This is a genomic window from Xanthobacter sp. DMC47, assembly GCF_056313845.1.
Genome location: NZ_JBQUZM010000007.1, coordinates 70,604 through 92,287 on the forward strand (window position 1 = coordinate 70,604; position 21,684 = coordinate 92,287).

Annotated in this window: 22 protein-coding genes; all 22 read left to right on the top strand. The window is 66.3% G+C overall.

The window, feature by feature from the left end; all coding sequences use genetic code 11:
- Nucleotides 1-29 precede the first annotated feature (29 nt).
- The 22 genes from ACT54R_RS23900 to ACT54R_RS24005 all read left to right on the top strand — a co-directional run bounded on the left by ACT54R_RS23900 (nucleotide 30) and on the right by ACT54R_RS24005 (nucleotide 21,638).
- Entirely contained in the window at nucleotides 30-1,892 is a 1,863-nt protein-coding gene (locus tag ACT54R_RS23900; RefSeq protein WP_476331388.1) for a M3 family oligoendopeptidase, read from the top strand.
- A gap of 78 nt (nucleotides 1,893-1,970) precedes the next feature.
- Nucleotides 1,971-3,374, top strand: a complete 1,404-nt coding sequence (locus ACT54R_RS23905) for a murein hydrolase activator EnvC family protein (protein ID WP_476331083.1) — start codon at nucleotides 1,971-1,973, stop codon at nucleotides 3,372-3,374.
- Entirely contained in the window at nucleotides 3,371-4,720 is a 1,350-nt protein-coding gene (locus ACT54R_RS23910) for a S41 family peptidase (RefSeq protein ID WP_168457680.1), read from the top strand. The genes ACT54R_RS23905 and ACT54R_RS23910 overlap by 4 nt, the downstream gene beginning before the upstream one ends.
- 237 nt (nucleotides 4,721-4,957) lie before the next feature.
- Nucleotides 4,958-5,767 carry a transporter substrate-binding domain-containing protein gene (locus ACT54R_RS23915; RefSeq protein ID WP_476331086.1) on the top strand — a complete coding sequence of 270 codons (810 nt, stop codon included), beginning with the start codon at nucleotides 4,958-4,960 and terminating at the stop codon, nucleotides 5,765-5,767.
- A gap of 73 nt (nucleotides 5,768-5,840) precedes the next feature.
- Nucleotides 5,841-6,515 (top strand): amino acid ABC transporter permease, encoded by a 675-nt coding sequence (locus tag ACT54R_RS23920; RefSeq protein WP_476331089.1) that lies wholly within the window; start codon nucleotides 5,841-5,843, stop codon nucleotides 6,513-6,515.
- Nucleotides 6,512-7,171, top strand: a complete 660-nt coding sequence (locus ACT54R_RS23925) for an amino acid ABC transporter permease (RefSeq protein WP_476331092.1) — start codon at nucleotides 6,512-6,514, stop codon at nucleotides 7,169-7,171. The genes ACT54R_RS23920 and ACT54R_RS23925 overlap by 4 nt, the downstream gene beginning before the upstream one ends.
- On the top strand, nucleotides 7,149-7,874 hold the full coding sequence (locus ACT54R_RS23930; protein ID WP_476331095.1) for an amino acid ABC transporter ATP-binding protein: 726 nt from the start codon (nucleotides 7,149-7,151) through the stop codon (nucleotides 7,872-7,874). Before ACT54R_RS23925 ends, ACT54R_RS23930 begins: the two co-directional genes overlap by 23 nt.
- A gap of 236 nt (nucleotides 7,875-8,110) precedes the next feature.
- A complete protein-coding gene (locus ACT54R_RS23935; RefSeq protein WP_168457141.1) occupies nucleotides 8,111-8,665 on the top strand; it encodes a F0F1 ATP synthase subunit delta in 555 nt (184 codons plus the stop codon).
- Nucleotides 8,665-10,197, top strand: a complete 1,533-nt coding sequence (atpA, locus tag ACT54R_RS23940; protein ID WP_168457142.1) for a F0F1 ATP synthase subunit alpha — start codon at nucleotides 8,665-8,667, stop codon at nucleotides 10,195-10,197. Before ACT54R_RS23935 ends, atpA begins: the two co-directional genes overlap by 1 nt.
- Nucleotides 10,198-10,233: 36 nt before the next feature.
- Entirely contained in the window at nucleotides 10,234-11,109 is an 876-nt protein-coding gene (locus ACT54R_RS23945; protein ID WP_476331099.1) for a F0F1 ATP synthase subunit gamma, read from the top strand.
- A gap of 33 nt (nucleotides 11,110-11,142) precedes the next feature.
- The gene (atpD, locus tag ACT54R_RS23950) at nucleotides 11,143-12,579 is read left to right on the top strand and encodes a F0F1 ATP synthase subunit beta (protein WP_476331102.1); all 1,437 of its coding nucleotides are present in this window, start codon (nucleotides 11,143-11,145) and stop codon (nucleotides 12,577-12,579) included.
- A gap of 27 nt (nucleotides 12,580-12,606) precedes the next feature.
- Nucleotides 12,607-12,840, top strand: coding sequence for a hypothetical protein (locus tag ACT54R_RS23955; RefSeq protein ID WP_168457145.1), 234 nt, complete (start codon nucleotides 12,607-12,609; stop codon nucleotides 12,838-12,840).
- 132 nt (nucleotides 12,841-12,972) lie between these two features.
- Nucleotides 12,973-13,395: a F0F1 ATP synthase subunit epsilon gene (locus tag ACT54R_RS23960; RefSeq protein ID WP_168457146.1), complete on the top strand. Its 423-nt coding sequence runs from the start codon at nucleotides 12,973-12,975 to the stop codon at nucleotides 13,393-13,395.
- Nucleotides 13,396-13,530: 135 nt separating this feature from the next.
- Nucleotides 13,531-14,145 carry a nucleoside deaminase gene (locus ACT54R_RS23965; RefSeq protein ID WP_476331106.1) on the top strand — a complete coding sequence of 205 codons (615 nt, stop codon included), beginning with the start codon at nucleotides 13,531-13,533 and terminating at the stop codon, nucleotides 14,143-14,145.
- Between the two features lie 82 nt (nucleotides 14,146-14,227).
- Entirely contained in the window at nucleotides 14,228-15,004 is a 777-nt protein-coding gene (locus tag ACT54R_RS23970; RefSeq protein WP_168457147.1) for a Crp/Fnr family transcriptional regulator, read from the top strand.
- Between the two features lie 169 nt (nucleotides 15,005-15,173).
- Nucleotides 15,174-16,607 carry an ABC transporter substrate-binding protein gene (locus tag ACT54R_RS23975; protein ID WP_476331110.1) on the top strand — a complete coding sequence of 478 codons (1,434 nt, stop codon included), beginning with the start codon at nucleotides 15,174-15,176 and terminating at the stop codon, nucleotides 16,605-16,607.
- Nucleotides 16,608-16,750: 143 nt separating this feature from the next.
- Nucleotides 16,751-17,575, top strand: coding sequence for an ABC transporter permease (locus ACT54R_RS23980; protein ID WP_476331391.1), 825 nt, complete (start codon nucleotides 16,751-16,753; stop codon nucleotides 17,573-17,575).
- Nucleotides 17,576-17,582: 7 nt separating this feature from the next.
- Nucleotides 17,583-18,458, top strand: a complete 876-nt coding sequence (locus tag ACT54R_RS23985; protein WP_476331113.1) for an ABC transporter ATP-binding protein — start codon at nucleotides 17,583-17,585, stop codon at nucleotides 18,456-18,458.
- A gap of 260 nt (nucleotides 18,459-18,718) precedes the next feature.
- Nucleotides 18,719-19,054, top strand: a complete 336-nt coding sequence (gene fdxA / locus ACT54R_RS23990) for a ferredoxin FdxA (protein WP_476331116.1) — start codon at nucleotides 18,719-18,721, stop codon at nucleotides 19,052-19,054.
- A 7-nt stretch (nucleotides 19,055-19,061) separates the two neighbouring features.
- Complete coding sequence (locus ACT54R_RS23995) at nucleotides 19,062-19,835, top strand: ferredoxin--NADP reductase (protein ID WP_476331119.1); 774 nt, start codon at nucleotides 19,062-19,064, stop codon at nucleotides 19,833-19,835.
- An 85-nt stretch (nucleotides 19,836-19,920) separates the two neighbouring features.
- Complete coding sequence (locus tag ACT54R_RS24000; protein ID WP_476331121.1) at nucleotides 19,921-20,478, top strand: SH3 domain-containing protein; 558 nt, start codon at nucleotides 19,921-19,923, stop codon at nucleotides 20,476-20,478.
- 86 nt (nucleotides 20,479-20,564) lie between these two features.
- Nucleotides 20,565-21,638 (top strand): YeiH family protein, encoded by a 1,074-nt coding sequence (locus tag ACT54R_RS24005; RefSeq protein ID WP_476331124.1) that lies wholly within the window; start codon nucleotides 20,565-20,567, stop codon nucleotides 21,636-21,638.
- Nucleotides 21,639-21,684 lie beyond the last annotated feature (46 nt).

Consider the following 21,684-nt stretch of genomic DNA (forward strand, 5'->3'; position numbering starts at 1 on the left):
TTCCGCACGTCATTGCCCGCGTTTCGGCGATGCCCGTTCGTTCGCACGATTTCGAAAGCGCCTTTGCCGCCGCCCGCCACGCCGCCCAGACCGCCGTCGCCTCCGCCGCAGCCACCGAGGCGCTGCCGGAGTGGAACCTGACCGACCTCTATTCCGCCATGGACGCGCCGGAGCTGGCTGCGGACATCGCCAAGGCCGATGCCGAATGCCGCGCGTTCGAGGACGCCTACAAGGGCAAGCTCGCCGACATCCTCGCCGCCCCCGGCGCCGGCGCGGCTCTGGCCGAGGCGGTGAAGCGCTATGAGGCGGTGGACGACCTCCTCGGCCGCATCGCCTCCTATGGCAGCCTCATCTATGCCGGGGATACCTCAGACCCTGCCCGCGCCAAGTTCTACGGCGACATCCAGGAGAAGCTGACCGATTCGTCCACCCATCTCCTGTTCTTCACGCTGGAGCTGAACCGTCTGGACGACGCGGCGCTGGAAGCCGCCATGGCCGATGCGGCGCTCGCCTACTACCGGCCGTGGGTCGAGGACCTCAGGAAGGACAAGCCCTATCAGCTCGACGACAAGATCGAGCAGCTGTTCCACGAGAAGTCGAGCCCGTCGCGCAGCGCCTGGAGCCGGCTGTTCGATGAGACGATCTCGTCCCTGCGGTTCAACGTGGACGGGCAGGAGCTTGCCATCGAGCCCACGCTGAACCTCATGCAGGACCCCAAGGAGGAGGTGCGCCGCACCGCCGGTCTCGCCTTGGCCGATACCTTCTCGAAGAACCTGCGCCTGTTCACCCTCATCACCAACACGCTGGCGAAGGACAAGGAGATTTCCGACCGCTGGCGCGGCTTCCCCGATGTCGCCTCTTCCCGCCACCTCGCCAACCGGGTGGAAAAGGAGGTCGTGGATGCCATGGTGTCGTCCATCCGCGAGGCCTATCCGCGCCTGTCGCACCGCTATTACGCGCTCAAGGCCCGCTGGTTCGGCAAGGACAAGCTGGAGTTCTGGGACCGCAACGCGCCGCTGCCCAAGGTGGAGAGCCGCGACATCGGCTGGGGCGAGGCGAAGGACACGGTGCTCACCGCCTACGGCAACTTCTCGCCGAAGATGGCCGACATCGCCCGCACCTTCTTCGATAAGTCCTGGATCGACGCGCCGGTTCGTCCCGGCAAGTCGCCGGGCGCCTTCGCCCATCCGACCGTGCCGTCGGCGCACCCCTACGTGCTGCTCAACTACCAGGGCAAGCCGCGGGACGTGATGACGCTGGCCCATGAGCTGGGCCACGGCGTCCACCAGGTGCTCGCCGCGCGCCAGGGCGCACTGATGGCGCCGACCCCGCTGACGCTGGCTGAGACGGCCTCGGTGTTCGGCGAGATGCTGACCTTCCGCAAGCTCTTGGATTCGGCTGAAAATCCGAAGGCCCGCAAGATCATGCTCGCCCAGAAGGTGGAGGACATGATCAACACCGTTGTCCGCCAGACCGCCTTCTACACCTTCGAGCGCCACGTCCATTCCGAGCGCCGCCAGGGCGAGCTGACCTCGGACAAGATCGGCGAAATCTGGATGCAGGTGCAGAGCGAGAGCCTCGGCCCGGCGATCCACCTCGGTGCGGGCTACGAGACCTTCTGGACCTACATTCCGCACTTCATCCACTCGCCCTTCTATGTCTACGCCTACGCCTTCGGCGACTGCCTCGTGAATTCGCTGTATGCGGTCTACGAGAAAGCCTCAGACGGCTTCGCGGAACGGTATCTCGAGATGCTGGCGGCGGGTGGCACCAAGCACCATGCGGAACTGCTGGCCCCGTTCGGCCTCGACGCCCGCGATCCGGCGTTCTGGCAGACCGGCCTCAACCTCATCGACCGCATGATCTCCGAGCTGGAGAGCATGGAGGACTGAGCCGGCACGGCTCAAGGAACCGCTTGCGGACGCCTTGGGCTTTACCGATCCTCAACCCTGTTCGTTGAGGATCGGTTCATGATGCCGCGGTCGGTCCTGATCCTCCTGACGCTGGCCGCGACCCTTATGGCCGCGGCGCCGTGGCTGCGTGTACCGCCGGCCGTCGCCCAGCCGGGCACCCCCGCGCCGGCGGTGCCCTTGCCGCCGCCGGTTCCCAACCGCACCGGCATAGATACCGACGCGCTGAAGGCCGACGTGAAGGGCTCCGAGGAGGCGCAGCGCAAGCTCCGCGCCGATCTGGAGGCGGCCAAGGGCGATCGCGGCCGCCTCAACCAGATGCTGCTCGACACCGCCACACGCACCCGCGCGGTGGAGCAGCAGCTTATCGATGTGGAAGGGCGGATCGCCCAACTCGACCGGTCCGCCGCCGATCTCAGCACCTCCCTCGGCAAGCGCCGGGGCATCCTCGCCCAGGTCCTGGCCGCGTTGATGCGCATGGGTCGCGAGCCGCCGCCCGCCATCCTGATGCGGCCGGACGATGCGCTCGATGCGGTGCGCTCGGCGATCCTGCTCGGCGCCCTGCTGCCGGAGCTCAGGGTGGAGGCGGAGACGCTCGCCTCCGATCTGTCCGAGCTGTCGCGGGTGCGCACTGAACTCGCGTCCGCCCGCGACAGCCTCACCGGCCTGCGGGCCGACCTCGACGAGGACAGCCGCCGGCTCGCCGTGCTGGTGGGCGAGCGCCAGAAGCGGCAGGCCGAGGAGCATCCGGTCGCCTCCGCCGACAAGGCGCAGGCGGAAAGCGTCGCCAAGGCGACCCCTGATGTGCACGATCTCGTGACGAGGCTGGAGAACGAGGTGGGGCCTTCCGCTAGGGCAGCGGACGCCGCGCAGGCGGTCACGCGTCCCCAGGAGCCCGGCCGGCCCGACCTGACGGCCCTCAAGGATCCGGCGCGCATCACGCCGGCCATCGCATTCCCGCAGGCCAAAGGGCTGCTACCGCTTCCTGTGGCGGGTGTGACGCTGCGGAATTTTGGGGCTGCCGACGGGGTGGGCGGGACCGAGAAAGGCATCACCATCGCCACCCGCACGGGTGCTCCGGTAAGCGCGCCCGCCGACGGCTGGGTGGTCTATGCGGGACCTTTCCGCAGCTATGGCCAACTCTTGATTATCAACGCGGGCGGTGGCTACCATATTCTGATGGCAGGCATGGAACGGATCACCGTGGACCTCGGCCAGTTCGTCCTCGCGGGCGAGCCGGTAGGGGTCATGGGGGGCCTGTCCCGCACCGTGGCCAATACAGTGCAGCGCGGTCCGGGGGGTATCGGCTCCGGGGGGAGCGGCGCATCCGCCCAAAACGGCTCATCGTCGCCGGCAACGGCCACGGGACAGCCCCAATTGTATGTCGAGTTCCGAAAAGACGGGCTCTCGATCGACCCCACGCCATGGTGGGCGGCAACGGACAGTCAGAAGGTACGTGGATAATGCGTCGGACGTCTCTCTTTCTACTTGGCGTGGCGGCTGGCGCCCTCGTGGCGGTTGCAGCGGTCCAGCCACGGCTGATCCTCGGGACCGCGGCCGAGGCCGCGTCGTCCGACACCTACAAGCAGCTCAACCTGTTCGGCGACGTGTTCGAGCGCGTGCGCTCCGACTATGTCGAGAAGCCCGATGACGCCAAGCTGATCGAGGCGGCCATCAACGGCATGCTCCAGTCGCTCGATCCGCACTCCTCCTACATGGACGCGAAGAATCACCGCGACATGCAGGTGCAGACCCGCGGGGAGTTCGGCGGCCTCGGCATCGAAGTCATCATGGAAGATGGCCTCGTGAAGGTGGTCACTCCCATGGAGGGCACCCCCGCGGCCAAGGCCGGCGTGCTCTCCGGCGACCTTATCGCCAAGCTCGACGGCGACCAGGTTCAGGGCATGACCCTGAACGAGGCGGTGGACAAGATGCGTGGGCCGGTCAACACGCCCATCACGCTCACCATCCTGCGCAAGGGCGCGGAGAAGCCCATCGAAGTGAAGCTGGTGCGCGACACCATCAAGCTTCAGACGGTGCGCTCGCGCGTCGAGGCGGATGACATCGCCTATATCCGCATCAATTCCTTCACCAACGAGCAGACCTTCGAGACCCTGAAGAAGGCCATCGACGATCTCACGGCGAAGATCGGCCCGGACAAGATCAAGGGCTACATCATCGACCTGCGCAACAACCCCGGTGGCCTGCTCGACCAGGCGGTGGCGGTGTCCGACGCTTTCCTCGAGCGGGGCGAGATCGTCTCCACCCGCGGCCGCAACCCGGAAGAGACGCAGCGCTTCAACGCCCGCGGCGGCGACCTCACCAAGGGCAAGCCGGTGATCGTGATGGTGAACGGCGGCTCGGCCTCGGCGTCCGAGATCGTCGCCGGCGCCCTGCAGGATCACAAGCGGGCGACGATCCTCGGCTCCCGTACCTTCGGCAAGGCCTCGGTGCAGACCATCATCCCGCTCGGCCAGCAGGGTGCGCTGCGGCTCACCACCGCGCGCTACTACACGCCGTCGGGCCGCTCCATCCAGGCCAAGGGCATCGAGCCCGACATCGTCCTGGTGCAGGACCTGCCGGACGAGATGAAGCAGAAGCTGGGCGTGTCCACCGACTCGACCCGTGGCGAGGCCTCGCTGAAGGGTCACCTCAAGAACGGCGACGACGAGCAGACCGGCTCGCCCTCCTACGTCCCGCCGGATCCGAAGGACGACACCCAGCTCAAGCTCGCCGTCGAACTGATGAAGGGCACCGTCAAGAACGCCGCCTTCCCGGCGACGCCCAACAAGTCCTCGCAGGCGAACTGACGCCTTAACGGAAGCCGGACGGCGCGCCGTTCGGCATCTGCTTATACTTTAGGCAAATGCCCCGTCCGAATGCTCGGACGGGGCATTTTGCGTTTATGGCTGCTGCCGGGGAGCCCCCGCCAGCAAGGCTTGGTCCCAGCCGACCGCCGCGCGGGCGATTGCATGCACGCTGGCATACCCCTTGCTCCGGAGGGTGGAATGGCGCGCAGGCGCCGCCCACGGAGTTTCGGTCCCGCCATGCAGGCAACCCGCAGATCTTTCCTCGCCCGGACCCTGGCCGGAGCCGCCCTCGGCAGCGCGCTGGTTCTCGGCCTCACCGTTGCTCCGGCCGCGGCGGAAGCGCTCGACGACATCCTCAAGGCCGGTGTCATCAAGATCGCCGTCCCGCAGGACTTCCCGCCGTTCGGCTCGGTGGGCACCGATCTCAAGCCCGTGGGCTATGACATCGACGTGGCCAACCTCATCGCCAAGGGGCTGGGGGTGAAGGCGGAGCTGGTGCCGGTGTCGAGCGCCAACCGCATTCCCTACCTGCAGACCAAGAAGGTCGATCTCGTCATCTCCAGCCTCGGCAAGAATCCCGACCGCGAGAAGGTGATCGACTTCTCGGTGGCCTACGCGCCCTTCTTCAACGGCATCTTTGGCCCCGCCGACGTGAAGGTGGAGAAGGTGGAGGACATCGCCGGCATGACGGTGGGCGTCACCCGCGGCTCGGTGGAGGATCTGGAGCTGACCAAGGTTGCCCCGCCCACCGCCGACATCAAGCGCTACGAGGACAACAATTCCACCATCTCTGCCTTCCTCTCCGGCCAGGTGAAGGTGGTGGCGACCGGCAACGTGGTGGCCGCCGCCATCCTCGCCCGCAACCCACCGAAGAAGCCCACCGTGAAGGTGCTCATCAAAAACTCGCCCTGCTACGTCGGCCTGAACAAGGACGAGCCGAAGCTGCTGGAGAAGGTCAACGCCATCCTCGCCGCCGCCAAGGCCGACGGCGCGCTGGAGAAGATCTCCGAAAAGTGGCTCGGCGCCCCGCTGCCGAAGGACCTCTGAGGACGATGCTCCCTGTCCGGTGACGGGCAGGGGGCGATCCACGGGCGCGGCGCCATCGGGGGACCAGCCGGACATGGCCTACAGTTTCGACTTTTCATCCCTGGCCGACTACGGGCCGGTGCTGGCCAAGGGTGTCGCCATCACCGTGGAGCTGATCGTGGTCGGCGGTGCCCTCGGCGTCGGGCTCGGCATCGCCTGCGCCTGGGCCAAGGCGCTGGGGCCGCGCTGGCTCCGCCCTGCCGTCTCGGCCTATGTGGAGCTGATCCGCAACACGCCGTTCCTGATCCAGCTGTTCTTCATCTTCTTTGGCCTGCCGGCGGTCGGCGTGGGGCTCACCGAGATGCAGGCGGCCATCCTCGCCATGGTCATCAATCTCGGCGCCTACGCCTGCGAGATCATCCGCGCCGGCATCGAGGCGACGCCGCGCGGCCAGTTCGAGGCCGGCGCCAGCCTCGCCATGAGCCCCCTTCAGACCTTCCGCCACGTGGTGCTGGTGCCGGCGCTGCAGAAGATCTGGCCGGCGCTGACCTCGCAGATGGTCATCGTCATGTTCGGCTCGGCGGTGTGCTCGCAGATCTCGGTGGAGGAGCTGACCTTCGCCGCCAACTTCATACAGTCGCGCACCTTCCGGGCCTTCGAGGCCTACATCGTCGCCACCGTCCTCTATCTCCTCCTGGCGGTGCTGCTGCGCCAGGTCATGCGAGGGCTCGGGCTGTTTCTCTTTCCCCGCCGGAGGAAGGCGACATGACCCAATTCACCACCTGGGACATCGTCTCCAACCTGCTTCTGGCCGCGCGCTGGACGGTGCTGCTTTCCATCGTTGCCTTCATCGGCGGCGGCGTGGTGGGGCTTGTGGTGCTCTACTGCCGCATCGCCCGCAAGGTGTGGCTGCAGCGCGCCGCCAATCTCTACATTGAGTTGTTTCAGGGCACCCCGCTCTTGATGCAGCTCTTCCTCATCTTCTTCGGTCTTCCGCTCCTGGGCCTCGACGTCTCGCCGTGGGCCGCGGCCTTCGTGTCGCTGACGCTGTGGACCTCCGCCTTCCTCGCCGAGATCTGGCGCGGCTGCGTGGAAGCGATTCCCCGCGGCCAGTGGGAGGCCTCGTCCTCGCTCGCCATGAGCTTCTTCGAGCAGCTGCGCTACGTGGTGCTGCCGCAGGCCCTGCGCATTGCCGTGCCGCCCACGGTGGGCTTCTCGGTGCAGGTGGTGAAGGGCACGGCGCTGACCTCCATCATCGGCTTCGTGGAGCTCTCCAAGGCCTCCACCATCATCACCAACGCCACGTTCGAGCCGTTCACCGTCTACGGCTTCGCCGCCCTCATCTATTTCGTGCTGTGCTGGCCTCTGTCGAAGAGCAGCCAGCTTCTCGAAAGGAAGCTGAATGTCGCTCATCACCATCACTGAGGTCCGGAAGAGCTTCGGCACGAACGAGGTGCTGAAGGGCATCAATCTCGACGTGGCGGCCGGCGAGGTCATCGCCATCATCGGCAAGTCGGGATCGGGCAAGTCCACCCTCCTGCGCTGCATCAACGGGCTGGAGACCATCAACGACGGCTCCATCACCGTCGCCGGTGCCCAGCTCGCGCCGGACGAGGTGCATCTGCGTGCGCTCCGGCTGAAGGTCGGCATGATCTTCCAGGGCTTCAACCTGTTCCCCCATCTCACCGCCGGGCGCAACGTGATGCTCTCGCCCATGGTGGTGAAGAAGGTGTCGCAGAAGGAGGCGGAGACCGAAGCGCGGGTGCGGCTGGAACAGGTGGGGCTCGCCCACAAGTTCGACGCCTACCCCGACGAGCTGTCCGGCGGCCAGCAGCAGCGTGTGGCCATCGCACGGGCGCTGGCGATGAAGCCGCTCGCCCTCCTGTGCGACGAGATCACCTCCGCGCTTGATCCCGAGCTGGTCAACGAGGTGCTGGCGGTGGTGAAAAAGCTGGCCGAGGAGGGGATGACCCTGCTCATGGTCACGCACGAGATGCGGTTCGCGCGGGAAGTGTGCGACCGGGTGGTGTTCATGCACCAGGGACGGGTGCATGAGATCGGTCCCCCGGAAGATGTATTTGCGAATCCTCAAACGGCAGAGCTCCGGCAGTTTCTCGGCCAAAGCTGAGGCGCCGGCTCGGGTTTCGTTACGGTCAAGCCCGTCGCGGTGCGGCAATGCGGCCTATGCGCCATCCTCCCGTCATGTTGCCGCCTTGATCTGCCTGTGTTAGGCACTCCGGGATTTCGAGGGACGGGTTCAGCCCCCTCACGAAATCGCACAATTTTATTCCCAACAGATCAAGGGCTTGGGGAGAGGTGACGCAAGGTGCGTGACCGGCCCTGGAAGTCCGAGAGAGGTGCGGGGTGGCGGATACGATCGTGTCAGGCATGGCGGGGCGCTATGCGACCGCGCTGTTCGAACTGGCGAGCGAGGCCGGCGCCGTCGATTCCGTTAAGGCGGATCTCGATCGCCTGTCGGCCCTGATTGCAGAAAGCGCGGATCTGGCGCGGCTGGTGAAGAGCCCGGTCTTTTCGGCCGAGGAGCAGCTGAAGGCCATCGCCGCGGTTCTTGGTCAGGCAGGCATTTCCGGTCTTGCCGGAAATTTCGTGAAGCTGGTGGCGCAGAACCGCCGCCTGTTCGCGCTGCCCAGGATGATTTCCGATTATGCCGCCCTCGTGGCCGCCCAGCGCGGCGAGACGACGGCGCAGGTGACGGTGGCCGCTCCCTTGAGCGACACCCACTTCGCCGCGCTCAAGGATGCGCTGGCGCAACAGACCGGCAAGGACGTGAACCTCGACGTCACCGTCGATCCGTCCATCCTCGGTGGTCTCATCGTGAAGCTCGGCTCCCGCATGGTCGACGCGTCGCTCAAGACCAAACTCAATTCTATCCGGCATGCGATGAAAGAGGTCCGCTGATGGACATTCGAGCCGCTGAAATCTCCGCCATCCTCAAGGAGCAGATCCAGGGCTTCGGCCAGGAGGCTGAAGTCTCCGAGGTCGGCCAGGTCCTCTCCGTCGGTGACGGCATCGCCCGCGTCTACGGCCTCGACAACGTCCAGGCCGGCGAGATGGTCGAGTTCGAGAACGGCACGCGCGGCATGGCGCTGAACCTCGAAATCGACAACGTCGGTATCGTGATCTTCGGCTCCGACCGTGAGATCAAGGAAGGCCAGACCGTCAAGCGGACCGGCGCCATCGTGGACGCCCCGGTCGGCAAGGGCCTGCTCGGCCGCGTCGTGGACGCCCTCGGCAACCCGATCGACGGCAAGGGCCCGATCATGTTCACCGAGCGTCGCCGCGTCGACGTGAAGGCGCCGGGCATCATCCCGCGCAAGTCGGTGCATGAGCCCATGCAGACCGGCCTCAAGGCCATCGACGCGCTGATCCCGATCGGCCGCGGCCAGCGCGAGCTGATCATCGGCGACCGCCAGACCGGCAAGACCGCCGTTGCGCTCGACGCCATCCTGAACCAGAAGCCCCTCAACGCCGGCGACGCCCCCGAGAGCCAGAAGCTCTACTGCGTCTACGTCGCGGTGGGCCAGAAGCGCTCCACCGTCGCGCAGTTCGTGAAGGTGCTCGAGGAGCAGGGCGCGCTGGAATATTCCATCGTCGTCGCCGCCACCGCCTCGGACGCCGCGCCGATGCAGTTCCTGGCGCCGTTCACCGGCACCGCCATGGGCGAGTATTTCCGTGACAACGGCATGCACGCGCTCATCATTCACGACGACCTGTCCAAGCAGGCCGTGGCCTACCGCCAGATGTCGCTGCTGCTGCGCCGCCCGCCGGGCCGCGAAGCCTATCCCGGCGACGTGTTCTACCTGCACTCCCGTCTACTGGAGCGCGCGGCCAAGCTGAACGACGCCCACGGCGCCGGCTCGCTTACCGCCCTCCCGGTCATCGAGACCCAGGCGAACGACGTGTCGGCCTACATCCCGACCAACGTCATCTCCATCACCGACGGCCAGATCTTCCTTGAGTCCGACCTGTTCTACCAGGGCATCCGCCCGGCGGTGAACGTCGGCCTCTCGGTGTCGCGCGTGGGCTCCTCGGCCCAGATCAAGGCGATGAAGCAGGTGGCCGGCAAGATCAAGGGTGAGCTCGCCCAGTATCGTGAGCTGGCGGCCTTCGCCCAGTTCGGCTCGGACCTCGACGCCTCCACCCAGAAGCTGCTCAACCGCGGCGCCCGCCTGACCGAGCTGCTGAAGCAGAGCCAGTTCGCGCCGCTGAAGGTCGAGGAGCAGGTGGCGGTGATCTATGCCGGCACCAACGGCTATCTCGACCCGCTGCCGGTCTCCAAGGTGCGCGAGTTCGAGCAGGGTCTGCTCCTGGCGCTGCGTTCGCAGCATCCGGAGATCCTGGATGCCATCCGCACGTCCAAGGAACTGTCCAAGGACACCGCCGAGAAGCTGACGAAGGCGATCGACGCCTTTGCCAAGAGCTTTGCCTGAACGGCGCCTGTTCCTCGAACCTGACGGACGGGCACGATGGCGAGCCTGAAAGACCTACGAAACCGCATCGCCTCGGTGAAGGCGACGCAGAAGATCACCAAGGCGATGCAGATGGTCGCCGCGGCGAAGCTGCGTCGTGCCCAGATGGCGGCGGAAGCGGCCCGTCCCTATGCCGAGCGCATGGAGACGGTGCTGGGCAATCTCGCCGCCGGCATCATCGGCGGCGGGCAGGCGCCCGTCCTCATCGCCGGCACCGGCTCCGACCAGAAGCAGCTGCTCCTGGTCGCGACCGGCGAGCGCGGCCTGTGCGGCGCCTTCAACACCTCCATCGTCCGCCTCGCCCGTGAGCGGGCGCAGCAGCTCCTCGGCGAAGGCAAGGACGTCAAGTTCTTCTGCATCGGCCGCAAGGGCTATGACCAGCTGCGCCGGGTCTATCCCGACCGCATCATCGAGCTGGTGGATCTGCGCTCCGTCCGCACGCTGAGCTTCAAGGATGCCGACGCCATCGCGTCGAAGATCCTGTCCCTGCTCGACCACGGCGCGTTCGACGTCTGCACGCTCTTCTACGCCCAGTTCAAGAGCGTGATCTCGCAGGTGCCGACCGCCCAGCAGATCATCCCCGCCACCTTCGAGGCGCGGGACGCGGATGCGGCCGGTCCAGTCTATGAATACGAGCCGGCCGAGGAGGACATCCTCGCCGACCTGCTGCCCCGCAACATCGCGGTGCAGATCTTCCGCGCCCTCCTGGAAAACCAGGCGTCGTTCTACGGCTCGCAGATGAGCGCCATGGACAACGCGACGCGGAATGCGGGCGACATGATCAAGAAGCAGACGCTGATCTACAACCGGACGCGTCAGGCCATGATCACGAAGGAACTCATCGAAATCATCTCCGGCGCCGAAGCGCTCTGACCACGGCCTGGACGAGGACAAAGGACGACGAACATGGCGAACCCCACCGGACGCATCACCCAGGTCATCGGCGCCGTTGTCGACGTGCAGTTCGACAGCCACCTGCCGGAAATCCTCAACGCGCTCGAGACCACCAACCACGGCAACCGCCTGGTGCTCGAGGTGGCCCAGCATCTCGGCGAGAACACCGTCCGCGCCATCGCGATGGACGCGACCGAGGGCCTCGTGCGCGGCCAGCCCGTGACCGACACCGGCGCCCCGATCCTGGTGCCCGTGGGTGACGCCACCCTCGGCCGCATCATGAACGTGATCGGCGAGGCGGTGGACGAGCTCGGCCCGGTGGTCGGCGAGACCAAGCGCGCCATCCACCAGCCCGCCCCGTCCTACGCGGACCAGTCCACGGAAGCGGAAATCCTCGTCACCGGCATCAAGGTGGTGGACCTGCTCGCGCCCTACTCCAAGGGCGGCAAGATCGGCCTGTTCGGCGGCGCCGGCGTGGGCAAGACCGTGCTCATCATGGAGCTCATCAACAACATCGCGAAGGCGCACGGCGGCTATTCCGTGTTCGCCGGCGTCGGTGAGCGCACCCGTGAGGGCAACGACCTCTATCACGAGATGATCGAGTCCAAGGTGAACGTGGACCCCCACGAGCACAACGGCTCGGCCGCCGGCTCCAAGTGCGCCCTCGTGTACGGCCAGATGAACGAGCCCCCGGGCGCTCGCGCCCGCGTCGCGCTCACCGGCCTCACCGTCGCCGAGCACTTCCGCGACCAGGGCCAGGACGTGCTGTTCTTCGTGGACAACATCTTCCGCTTCACCCAGGCCGGCTCGGAAGTGTCGGCTCTGCTCGGCCGCATTCCCTCGGCGGTGGGCTACCAGCCGACGCTGGCCACCGACATGGGCGCCCTGCAGGAGCGCATCACCACTACCACCAAGGGTTCGATCACCTCGGTGCAGGCCATTTACGTGCCGGCCGACGACCTGACCGACCCGGCGCCCGCCGCCTCCTTCGCCCATCTCGACGCGACGACCGTGCTTTCGCGCTCCATCGCCGAGAAGGGCATCTACCCGGCGGTGGACCCGCTGGACTCCACCTCGCGCATCCTCTCCCCGCTGGTCATCGGCGAGGAGCACTACAATGTGGCGCGCCAGGTGCAGCAGACCCTCCAGCGTTACAAGGCGCTGCAGGACATCATCGCGATCCTGGGCATGGACGAGCTCTCCGAAGAGGACAAGCTCACCGTGGCCCGCGCCCGCAAGATCGAGCGCTTCCTCTCGCAGCCCTTCCACGTCGCGGAAGTGTTCACCGGCTCCCCGGGCAAGCTCGTGGACCTGAAGGACACCATTGCCGGCTTCAAGGGCCTCGTCGAAGGCAAGTACGACTATCTGCCCGAGCAGGCCTTCTACATGGTCGGCTCCATGGACGAAGCTATCGAGAAGGGCAAGAAGCTGGCCGCCGAGGCGGCCTGATCCCATCCACGCGGCGGAGCGATCGCGATGAACATCAAGATCGTCTGCCTCGTGCTCGGGCTGCTGGCCGGTGGCATCACCGGCTGGCTCACCCGGCCCCAGGTGGCGGAACTGCGCCTCCCGGGCATCGACATCCGTGTTCAGGGAGAGGGGCCGCGCGGCGGCCTCACCTCCGAGCAGACCCGCCACATCCTACTTGCGGCCGTGGTGGGCGCGATCATCGGCCTGGGCGTCGGTTTCGTCGCCGACCGCCGCCGCTGATCGGACCTTAGATTTCATGGAGCCATCCGGCTCCCACCCATGGCGGAGACGTTTCGCCGGCCCGATCCTCCCGAGGGCGGCCGGCACGGCTCCCGCGGGATCCCCGGCGGGGACGACCCGGAGATTGAACAGATGGCGACCTTACCTTTTGAGCTGGTCTCCCCCGAGCGCCTCGTCTTTTCCGGCGCCGTGACCGAGGTGATCGTGCCGGGCGCGGAAGGCGAGTTCGGCGTGCTGGCCGGCCATGCCCCCTTCATCGGCATGCTCAAGCCCGGCATCCTCACCATCAAGGCCGACGGCGGCGCGCGCCGCTATTTCGTCCGCGGCGGCTTCGCCGAGGTGAATCCGGCTGGCCTCACCATCCTCGCCGAAGAGGCGAAGCCGGTCGAAGAGCTTGACCTCGCCGTTCTCGCGCAGCAGATCCAGGACGCCCGCGAGGACGTGAACGACGCCAGCGGAGACGACGCCAAGCAGCGGGCCTCCCGCCAGTTGGCCGACCTGCAGCAGGTCTACGAGGCGCTGGAGCGCGACCGGACCGGCGCCACCACGCACTGAGCGCGGGCTAACACGCGCTGTTTAGAAATCGGCCCGGGCCTCAAGCCCGGGCCTTTTCTTTGTCCGGCCACTCTCGCCGGCGGTTGCTCCCGCGCGCGCCGCATGGTCAGCTTCCCGGCAACAGGGGGGACCGCCATGGCCGCAAAAGATACGGCACTACCCGGACAGCCGGCGCGGGCCGCACCAGCCCCGAGCCGCCGTGGCATCCTGGCGGGTCTCGCGATGACGGCGGCTGGCGGTGTGCTGTCCTTCTTCCCGCGCGAGACCCGGGCGGATGCTGTGCTGGGTCCGCCGCGGCCGGAGGATGTAGGACTGATGCGCGAGGCGATCGCCATCGCCGCAAGATCCGATTTTCCCTTCGGCGCGGTGATCGTGCGGGGTGGGGACATCCTTTCGCGAGGCCCGAATCTCGGTCGGCAACTGAACGATCCCACGGCCCACGCAGAGATGGTGGCGATCCGCCGCTTCCTCGCCGCCCGGCCGGCGGAAGAGCTGAAGGGCGCGACCCTCTATGCCTCGGCGGAGCCCTGCCCCATGTGCATGGGCGCGATCCTCTGGTGCGGGCTCAACCGCGTGGTCTTCGGCGCCTCGCTTGAGCAGGTGGCTGCGAAGTATGGCCGGCAGCCGCAGATCGGCATGCCGGCCCTCGATGTGGCGCGAACGATGGCGGACGCTGCGCCCTTCCTGAAGGTGGAGATCACCGGCGGCGTGCTCGCGCCCGAGGCGCTGGCGCTGTTCGACAGGAAATAGTCGATTAAAAAAATCGACGAACTGATCTTATGGCTGGTATGCTTCTTGCCGCTTGGAAGCCGTCCAAACGGGAGAGCCTCGCATGCAGTCTGCCCCCCTGCACGCCCAAACAGTGCCCGCCGCATCGCCCCTCCTGGCCGGGTCCAATCCCGCGCAGGCGCTGCTGCTCACCGAGAATGCCGCGCTCACGAACGGGCCTCCGCTGCTGTTCCAACGCCTGACGGCGAAGGAGCGGGAGGAGGTCCTGCGCGAGGGCCAGAAGCGGGTGGTCTATCGCGGCAAGATGCTGTTCTCCCAAGGCACGCCGCACGATGGCATCTTCCTGATCGAGAGCGGCCGCATCCGGGTCTTCTACATCGCGCCGTCCGGCCGGGAGATCACGCTCGCCTATTGGAGCGCGGGCAATTTCGTCGGAGGGCCGGAGCTGTTCGGCCAGGGCCAGCACGTCTGGTCCGGGGTCGCGGCAACCAACAGCGTCGTCGTCCACCTGACCGGAAAGACCCTCCGCCGGCTGATCGCCCAGGTCCCGGCCTTTGCCATCGGCCTCATCGAGGGGCTCACCTTCAAGGGGAAGTGCTATTCGGCCCTTGCCCAGATGCTAGGCACCCGCTCGGTCACCGAACGCCTCGCTCACCTCCTGATACATCTCGCCGACACCTATGGCGTGAAGGAGGAGGGCGCTATCGCCATCGGCTCCGCCTTCACCCACGCAGACCTAGCCCACATGGTGGGCGCCACCCGCCAATGGGTCACGATCAGTCTCAAGCGCTTGCAGGAACAGGGTGTTCTGAAGGCGGAGAAGGCCAAGATCGTGGTCTACGACCTCGAAGCGCTGCACGTGATGCGGGGCGACCGGTGAGGCGGATCGCGGTCTCGCGCTCCAGAAATGCGCGTATTGATGAAAAATAAGGCGGGTCCGCAAAGGAGGCAACTAATCGACACCTCGGCCGCATCTTCCTTTGAACGGATCGAACCTGACGCCTGAAGATCACCGTCGAGAGCCGTCTTAGCCCCGAGAGGTGGATCTGATGAACCCGTTTCGCCCCAGCATTCTTCGCGCCTTTGCCCTTGCCCTCGCGACCAGCTGCGCCGCCGTGCTTCCCGCCGCCGCCGAGACCATCAACATCGGCATCGGCACGCAGGACACCACGACCAATACGGTGACCACGGGCGTCGTCATCAAGGAGCTGAAGCTTCTCGACAAGTATCTGCCGAAGGACGGCAAATATGCCGGCGCCACCTACAACATCGAGTGGCAGAACTTCACCTCCGGCCCGCCCGTCACCAACGGCATGATGGCCGACAAGCTGCAGTTCGGCGGCATGGGCGATTACCCGCTGGTGGTGAACGGCTACACCTTCCAGTCCAATCCCCAATCCAAGTCCCAGCTCATCGCGGTCGCCGCCTACAACATCTACGGCTCCGGCAACGGCGTGGTGGTGAACAAGGACTCGCCCTATTACGAACTGAGCGATCTGAAGGGCAAGGTGCTGAGCGTGCCGTTCGGCTCCGCGGCCCATGGCATGATCCTGAAAGCCATGCAGGACAAGAACTGGCCGGCGGACTATTTCCGCCTGGTCAGCCAGTCTCCGGAGGTGGGCTCCACCAACCTCCAGGAAAAGAAAATCGACGCCCACGCCGATTTCGTACCCTTCGCCGAGCTGCTCCCCTTCCGCGGTTTCGCCCGCAAGATCTTCGACGGTGTGGAGACCAACGCCCCCACCTGGCACGGCGTCGTGGTGCGCACGGACTTCGCCGAGAAGTATCCCGAGGTCGTGGTCGGCTACATCAAGGCGGTCATCGAGGCCAATGACTGGGTCCGCAAGGACCCGAAGGAAGCCGCCGAGAAGATCGCCAAGTGGACGGGCATCGACAAGGAAGTGGTCTACATCTTCCTCGGCCCGGGCGGCATCATGACCATGGACCCCACCATCAAGCCCCAACTGGTGGAGGACGCCGCGCAGGACGCCGCGGTGCTGCAGAAGCTCGGCCGCATGAAGGAATTCGACGTCAAGGCCTGGGTGAACGACAGCTATGTCCGCCAGGCCTACAAGGAACTCGGCCTCGATTACGAGGCGCAGCTGAAGAGCCTCTCCAATTACGAGGTCGCCGGCGATGACACCTTTTGCAAGGTCAAGATCTCCGAGCCGCGCAAGGCCGGCGAGATCTGGGTGGAGGGCGAAGGCATCAAGCCCTATTCCAGCGCCGCCTGCACCCTTGGCGCGCTGGCCGAGCTGAACGCGGCCGGCAAGAAGATCAACATGACCTATCTGTTCGACACCGCCCGCGGCATCAAGCTGTTCGCCACCGACGCCTTCTATGCCGTCTCCACCAAGGACGGGAAGACGCAGATCGAGCCCTTCATGCTGAAGGCCGATGCCGAGGCGGCCGCGGCCAAGGGCGGCGGCAAGGTGCTGCCCTTCCCCGATGCGCTGAAAGCCGCGTCCGCGGCCCGCGGGTGAGCGCCATGAACAGCATTGCCATGAAAGCCGCCGTAAAGTCTGCGCCCGTCGCATCGCCGCTCCATCTCGCCGACGGGTTGACCGCCCGGCCGACCGTCCCGGGACACATCGTGCTGCGGCCGGAGCGGGACGCGGTGGCGGCGATGCCGGCGCCCGACCGTTCCTTCGCGGGGCGGGCGCGGCGCTGGCTGAAGCTCAACGCGGGCACCATCCGCGCCACACTGCTCGGGGCGCTGGCCATCGGCTTGTTCATCCTCGCCTGGCATGTGGTGACGGTGAACCGCATGACCTTCTACGTGCGCTTCATCAACGTGCCCTCGCCCGAGCAGGTGCTGGAGAGCGCGCGTACGGCGTTCTCCACGGGCGCCTTCCTCAATCACATCTACATTTCCTGCCGGCGCATCTTCATCGGCTTCGCGCTGGCCGCCGTGGTGGCGGTGCCGCTGGGCCTGCTGATGGGGCGCTTTCAGCTCTTGAAGGAGTTCGTCTTTCCCGTCTCGGAAGTGCTGCGGCCCATCCCGGCCATCGCCTGGGTGCCCATGTCCATCATGCTGTGGCCGACCAACGAGGAAAGCATCGTCTTCATCACCTTCCTCGGCTCGTTCTTCCCCATCCTCATCAACACCCTGCACGGCATGGCGAATGTGGACGAGGTACTGGTGCGCGCCGCCCGCTGCCTCGGCGCCACAGAGCGGGCGACCTTTCGCGAAGTCTATTTCCCCGCCGTGCTGCCGCAGGTGTTCACCGGCCTCACGGTCGGCATGGGCGTCGCCTGGGTCTCGCTGATCGCGGCCGAGATGATCTCCGGCCAGTTCGGCATCGGCTATTTCACCTGGGAGGCCTACTCGCTGGTGCAGTATCCGGACATCGCATTGGGCATGATTACCATCGGCGTGCTCGGGCTCGGCTCCTCGTTTCTCATCCGCATCGCGGGCCGGGCTGTGACGCCCTGGTCGCGGGCCAAGTGAGGCCATCATGGCGATCCCCGCGACCGCGCCGGCGAGGACCGGCCTCATCGAAGTCTCCGACTTCAACCTCGCCTACGACACCATCGACGGCGCCGTCATCGCGGTGCGCGATGCGGACCTCGTGGTGAATCCCGGCGAGTTCGTCTCCATCATCGGGCCGTCGGGCTGCGGCAAGTCTACGTTCCTCAACGCAGTGGCGGGCTTTCTCAAGCCCACCTCCGGCGCGGTCACGGTGGATGGCGAGCCGGTGAAGGGCCCCTCCGCCGATCGGGGCATGGTCTTCCAGCAATATTCGCTCTTCCCCTGGAAGACGGTGCGGGAGAACGTGGAGTTCGGCCTCAAGATGCGCGGCATGGGCAAGTCCGAGCGGGCGGTTGCCGCGCGCACGCTGCTTGGCCTCGCCGGCCTGTCCGCCTTCGAGGACCACTATCCAGACCGCCTCTCCGGCGGCATGAAGCAGCGCGTGGGCATCGTCCGGGCGCTCGCCACCGGGCCGAAGGTATTGTTGCTGGACGAGCCGTTCGGTGCGCTCGATGCGCAGACGCGGGTCATCATGCAGCAGATCCTCACCAACCTCTGGCAGCGGCTGGGCATCTCCGTCCTGTTCGTGACCCACGACATCGACGAAGCGATCTTCCTTTCCGACCGCATCTACGTGATGACCGCCCGCCCCGGGACCATCAAGGCCGAGGTGACCGTCCCCCTGCCGCGTCCGCGCGATGCCGCCCTCCAGCTGACCCCGGAATTCGTGCAGCTTCGGGCTGACCTCGGCGCGCTTATCCGCGAGGAGAGCTTGAAGGCCATGGGCGGCGAGCTGAACGAGGATGCTCTGAAAGGTCTGGCTGTGAACCTCAATGGGGCGAACCTGGCCGAGGTGGTGTGAGGCTTAGCAACCTGATGCCGTCGCCCTCCGGCTTGACCGGAGGGCCTATCTTTCCATCGTTGCTGGCTTGGTAAGACAGGGACAAACGTCGTCAGGGGTCCTCCGGTCAAGTCGGAGGACGACGGCGTTTTACATGACTATTTCCACATCCTCCCGATGGTCAGAAAATCTGCAATTAATTGACCATGCAAGGCCTTAGTCCTCAGGAGCGCGGCGCCCTCCGGTTAAAATAAAGATCGAACAACAACCGGACCTGCCCCATGGCCTACGTCGTCACCGACAAGTGTATCCGCTGCAAATTCATGGATTGCGTCGCCGTTTGTCCGGTGGACTGCTTCTATGAAGGCGAGAACATGCTCGTCATCAAGCCCGACGAGTGCATCGACTGCGGCGTCTGCGAGCCGGAATGCCCGGCGGCCGCCATCTCCGCCGACAGCGATCCGGCCGCCGCGCCGTGGATCGCGCTCAATGCAAAATATGCGGCCCTGTGGCCCAACATCGCCGAGAAGAAGGAGCCGCCGGCGGATGCCGCGCAGTGGATGAACGTGGACGGCAAGTTCGAGAGCGCTTTCTCCCCGGCGCCGGCTGAAGCGTGAGGCGATCATGAGCAATCTGAACACCGAGACCGTCCTTGAGGTCCGCCACTGGACCGACCGCCTCTTCTCCTTCACCGCCACCCGCGACAGTGCCTTCCGCTTCAAGAGCGGCCAGTTCACCATGATCGGCCTCGACGTGAACGAGAAGCCGCTGCTGCGGGCCTATTCGCTCGCCTGCGCGCCGCACGAGGAGCAGCTGGAATTCTTCTCCATCAAGGTGCCGGATGGGCCGCTCACATCCCGCCTCCAGATGCTGCAGCCCGGCGATCCCATTCTCGTCGGCCGCCGGCCCACGGGCACGCTGCTGCTGGACAATCTCAAGCCGGGCAAGCGCCTCTATCTGCTCGCCACGGGCACGGGCCTCGCGCCCTTCGTCTCCATCGCCAAGGACCCGGAGGCCTATGAAAGGTTCGAGCACATCATCCTCGTCCATGGCTGCCGCGAGGTGGCGGAACTCGCCTATGGCGAGCAGGTGGTGGCGGACCTGAAGGCGCACGATTTCCTCGGCGAATATGCGCAGGCGCAGCTGCTGCACTATCCGACCGTCACCCGCGAGCCGTTTCGCAATCGCGGCCGCGTCACCGACCTCATGGAGAGCGGCCAGCTCTTCGCCGACCTCGGCCTTCCAGACCTCGACGCCGAGCACGACCGGGTGATGCTGTGCGGCTCCCCCCAGATGATTGCCGACACCAAGGCGCTTCTCGAATCGCGCGATTTCGTGGAAGGCGCGGGCAACCGGCCGGAGACGTATGTGGTCGAGAAAGCCTTCGCCGAGCGCTGAGCGTTGCAGATTGCAAAATCATGCAACGCGCCGGTAACGATCCGAAGCTAGGCTACGGCGCCAGATCCCGATGATGGAGATGCTGGTGTCGATACGTTTCGATTTTGGATCGCGCCTGCGCGCGCTGGCCGGAGCAGCCGTCATGCTGGCCGGCGTCGTTGCTGCCGGTGCTGCCGCGGCGGCCCAGCCGGCGGTGGCCGTGACGAATGTGAACCTTCGGGCGGGGCCGAGCACCAGCTTCCCCGCGGTCGTCACGGTTCCGGCCGGCGCCGCGCTCCAGACCTATGGCTGTCTCGCAGACTATACCTGGTGCGATGTCGCGCTGGGCAACGTACGCGGCTGGATGGCGGCGCAATACATCAAGGTCGTGCCCTCCGCCGGTGCCTCGCCGGTGGTGATGACGGCGGCGGTTGCGGCGGGCCTCGGCATCGCCGCGGTGGCGTTCAACCAGTCCTACTGGAACACCCATTATGTGGGTCGGCCCTGGTATGGCCAGTGGAACCGCTATTATGGCCCCTACGCCCGCGGCCCGGTCGGCCACGTGGGCGCCACCAGCTGCCGAAACGGTGTCTGCCGCCATGTGGGCGCCACGCGCGGCCCGGCCGGCAACACGGTTGTGCGGCGGGGCGTGGTGGTGCGCTGATCGAATAATTCGATCAATTGTAGAAAAACAACTCGTTTGATCGATCTATGGCAGGGGGGCATCCTCGTCGCAAGAGGACCCCTGCCATGACCGACAAGCACCTGACCGATCCCGCGCTCATTCCCGCCGTGCCCCCCGTCTCCGCGCCGTCTTCGAGCGGTCCGCTGGTGACGGCCTTCGGCGGCATCCTGCCGGGGCTTGCCTACACGGTGGTGATCGCGGCCGCGGCCTATGCCATCCGGCAGGTGCCGGGGATGGGGCTCGTCAGCCCGCTCATCCTCGCCATCGTCATCGGCATGGCGCTGCACAACATCTTCGGCACGGCGGCCATCATCAAGCCGGGCGTGAAGTTCGCGCTGCGGCGCATCCTGCGCTTCGCCATCGTGCTGCTGGGCCTGCAGCTCACTTTCGAGCAGGTGCGCTCGGTGGGCGTGGTGGGCTTCTCCATCGTCGCCTTCACCCTGTTCGCCACATTCTTCGTCACCCGCTGGATCGGCCGCGCCATGGGCGTGGACCGGCAGCTCTCGGAGCTGATCGCCGCCGGCACCGCAATCTGCGGCGCCTCGGCAGTGATCGCCACCAATACGGTGACGCGCGGATCGGACGAGGACGTGGCCTATGCGGTGGCCTGCGTCACCATCTTCGGCTCTCTGTCCATGCTGCTGATGCCGGCGCTGATCCCGTTCACCGGCTTCGACGCCCATGCCTTCGGCCTGTGGACCGGCGCCTCCATCCATGAGGTGGCGCAGGTGGTGGCGGCGGCCTTCCAGGGCGGCCAGCAGGCCGGCGAGTTCGGCACCGTGGCGAAGCTCTCGCGGGTGATGCTGCTGGCGCCCCTCGTGATCGGCCTCGGCGCGGCGGCGGTGATGCGGGCGCGCGGCGACAAGTCGGCCGGCCATGCGAGCCCCCCTATGCCGTGGTTCGTGTTCGGCTTCATCGCCATGGTGATGGTCGCGTCCAGCGGCTACGTGCCGCCGGAGGTGAAGATGCCGGTGGCCACCACCACCACGTTCCTGCTTGCCGTGGCGCTGGGCGCCATGGGGCTGGAGACGGACATGCGCAAGCTGCGGCTCAAGGGCATCAAGCCCCTCCTGCTCGGTGCCGCCGCGTGGCTGTTCATCTCCGGGCTGAGCTTCATCCTCATCAAGACCTTCATGTGATACCAAAGGCCCGTGAGCATGCCTCACGGGCCTTTTCATTGAGCCC

Excerpts from the sequence above, each read along its gene's own strand:
- ACT54R_RS23900 (WP_476331388.1), top strand. The coding sequence starts at position 30 with ATGCCCGTTCGTTCGCACGATTTCGAAAGCGCCTTTGCCGCCGCCCGC.
- ACT54R_RS23960 (WP_168457146.1), top strand. The coding sequence starts at position 12,973 with ATGGCGACCTTACCTTTTGAGCTGGTCTCCCCCGAGCGCCTCGTCTTT.
- ACT54R_RS23975 (WP_476331110.1), top strand. The coding sequence starts at position 15,174 with ATGAACCCGTTTCGCCCCAGCATTCTTCGCGCCTTTGCCCTTGCCCTC.
- ACT54R_RS23905 (WP_476331083.1), top strand. The coding sequence starts at position 1,971 with ATGATGCCGCGGTCGGTCCTGATCCTCCTGACGCTGGCCGCGACCCTT.
- ACT54R_RS23980 (WP_476331391.1), top strand. The coding sequence starts at position 16,751 with ATGCCGGCGCCCGACCGTTCCTTCGCGGGGCGGGCGCGGCGCTGGCTG.
- ACT54R_RS23930 (WP_476331095.1), top strand. The coding sequence starts at position 7,149 with ATGTCGCTCATCACCATCACTGAGGTCCGGAAGAGCTTCGGCACGAAC.
- atpD (WP_476331102.1), top strand. The coding sequence starts at position 11,143 with ATGGCGAACCCCACCGGACGCATCACCCAGGTCATCGGCGCCGTTGTC.
- fdxA (WP_476331116.1), top strand. The coding sequence starts at position 18,719 with ATGGCCTACGTCGTCACCGACAAGTGTATCCGCTGCAAATTCATGGAT.
- ACT54R_RS23955 (WP_168457145.1), top strand. The coding sequence starts at position 12,607 with ATGAACATCAAGATCGTCTGCCTCGTGCTCGGGCTGCTGGCCGGTGGC.
- ACT54R_RS23995 (WP_476331119.1), top strand. The coding sequence starts at position 19,062 with ATGAGCAATCTGAACACCGAGACCGTCCTTGAGGTCCGCCACTGGACC.
- ACT54R_RS23965 (WP_476331106.1), top strand. The coding sequence starts at position 13,531 with ATGGCCGCAAAAGATACGGCACTACCCGGACAGCCGGCGCGGGCCGCA.
- ACT54R_RS23985 (WP_476331113.1), top strand. The coding sequence starts at position 17,583 with ATGGCGATCCCCGCGACCGCGCCGGCGAGGACCGGCCTCATCGAAGTC.
- ACT54R_RS23970 (WP_168457147.1), top strand. The coding sequence starts at position 14,228 with ATGCAGTCTGCCCCCCTGCACGCCCAAACAGTGCCCGCCGCATCGCCC.
- ACT54R_RS23915 (WP_476331086.1), top strand. The coding sequence starts at position 4,958 with ATGCAGGCAACCCGCAGATCTTTCCTCGCCCGGACCCTGGCCGGAGCC.
- ACT54R_RS24005 (WP_476331124.1), top strand. The coding sequence starts at position 20,565 with ATGACCGACAAGCACCTGACCGATCCCGCGCTCATTCCCGCCGTGCCC.
- atpA (WP_168457142.1), top strand. The coding sequence starts at position 8,665 with ATGGACATTCGAGCCGCTGAAATCTCCGCCATCCTCAAGGAGCAGATC.
- ACT54R_RS23945 (WP_476331099.1), top strand. The coding sequence starts at position 10,234 with ATGGCGAGCCTGAAAGACCTACGAAACCGCATCGCCTCGGTGAAGGCG.
- ACT54R_RS23920 (WP_476331089.1), top strand. The coding sequence starts at position 5,841 with ATGGCCTACAGTTTCGACTTTTCATCCCTGGCCGACTACGGGCCGGTG.
- ACT54R_RS23925 (WP_476331092.1), top strand. The coding sequence starts at position 6,512 with ATGACCCAATTCACCACCTGGGACATCGTCTCCAACCTGCTTCTGGCC.